Annotated in this window: 2 protein-coding genes; both read left to right on the top strand. The window is 59.8% G+C overall.

What is annotated here, in order from left to right; all coding sequences use genetic code 11:
• A partial coding sequence (locus JNL55_RS15650; RefSeq protein ID WP_293855234.1) for a heavy metal sensor histidine kinase occupies positions 1-1,276 on the top strand: 1,276 nt, incomplete at its 5' end.
• 117 nt (positions 1,277-1,393) lie between these two features.
• Positions 1,394-1,688 (top strand): hypothetical protein (locus JNL55_RS15645; protein WP_293855231.1); only part of this gene is annotated, 295 nt, incomplete at its 3' end.

The raw sequence follows: 1,688 nt of genomic DNA, 5'->3' as shown, positions 1-1,688 counted from the left end.
CTCGCTGACCAGTCTGGGGTTGTTTCATGTGCTCGGCCGGGAGCTGGAACGGCACCAGCTCGAACAGCTCAATACCAAGTTCGGCGCGGCCGAGATTCTGATTTTTCGGTCGCGTAACACCGCCAATTGGCAACGCGTCCGACAGACCTTCGATGCCTGGTCCATGCCGACCCAGACGACTCGGTTTTGGGTGTCGAGCAGCGACCCGCAGTTTACTTATGGCGAAACGTCGCAAATTGAACCACCGGCACGTCGTGGCGCGCACCGGCTGTCCATCGACGGTCGCGAGTCACGCTGGTTGGTACGAAGTGTGCCGATCCCGGCCAATGGCTCGCGAGCGGCCGTGCAACTGATGGTCGGGGTCGATACTACGTCGGTGGCGAGCACCCAGAAGGCCATTGCGGTGGCGTTGGTGGTGCTGTCACTGGTTGGAGTGACCATGGTGACCATCCTGGGCTATGTCATTGCTGCGTTCGGTTTGAACCCGTTGCGCAGACTGTCGCGCGAGGCACGCGCCATCGGTCCAAAAAATCTGGGCCAACGTCTCAGTGTGTCGCAGCTACCCGCTGAAGTTGCCGATGTCGCCAGTGGTATCAATACAGCGCTCGATCGACTCGAGTCTTCCTGGCAGCAATTGGAAGTGTTCAATGCCGAAGTGGCACACGAGCTGCGGACGCCGTTGACCAACCTGATCGGTCAGACGCAGGTAGCGCTGCGTCGTGAGCGCTCGGCACCGCATCTCGAAGAAGTACTGCATTCGAATCTGGAGGAGCTCGAACGGCTGCGCACTGTCGTCAACGACATGCTGTTCCTGGCTCGTGCCGATCAGGGCGAGCGCGCCACGAATCTGCTCGCTACGTCGATTGCCGAGGAGATCCGCAAGACCGTCGAGTTTCTCGACTACCTGCGCGAAGAGTCGGGGGTTCGTATTGTCATTGAAGGAGATGCGCATGCTCAGGTGGATGTCGCGCTGTTTCGGCGTGCCGTCATCAACCTGCTGCACAATGCGATTCAGCATTCCGAACGCAACTCGGACATTCGAGTGCGCATCGATATCCTGGACCGGCAGGTCAGTATCGCGGTCGAGAATCATGGGCCAGAGATCGCCGAGTATCATCTGCCCAGGCTGTTCGATCGGTTCTATCGAGTCGGGTCGGCGGGACTGGGCTTGGGGTTGTCGATCGTGAAAGCGATTGCGCTGATGCATCGGGGTCGCGTCTTCGCCCGCTGCGAGAACGGCAACACGATCGTCGGATTCAGCGTGGCTGCGATGTAAGCAGCGCGGGCTGTCTGAAGAATGTCGCTGCAGTGACATTCATGTCATGGACGATTCCTCTGGGTCGGCGCGGGCTACGCTACTCGCGTGATACTCGCCAGATGAGTCGACCTACCGATGAGATCGCCTTTTATGAATTCCGCCGGCGCCCGGAACCTGGTCGGCGTCTTGCTGAGCCTGCTACTCGCTGCGTGCTCAAAACCTGCCAGCGATCCCGCTGCGGGCGCGGCTGCTAAGCGCGACGATCAAACGTCGCAGTCGCCGATCAAATTCCGCATGACCATCGATGACGGCGCCATGATTCCGCGCCTGGCTGAGTCGCTGGGATACTTGCGCGAGCAAGGCTTGGAGCTGGAAGAGATCGATATTCACGGGCTCACGCCCAATGACTTCGAGATGCAGCAGCCGTTGA

The sequence above is a fragment of the Steroidobacter sp. genome (assembly GCF_016790065.1).
GTDB lineage: Bacteria > Pseudomonadota > Gammaproteobacteria > Steroidobacterales > Steroidobacteraceae > Steroidobacter.
This window is presented reverse-complemented; position numbering and strand designations above follow the sequence as displayed.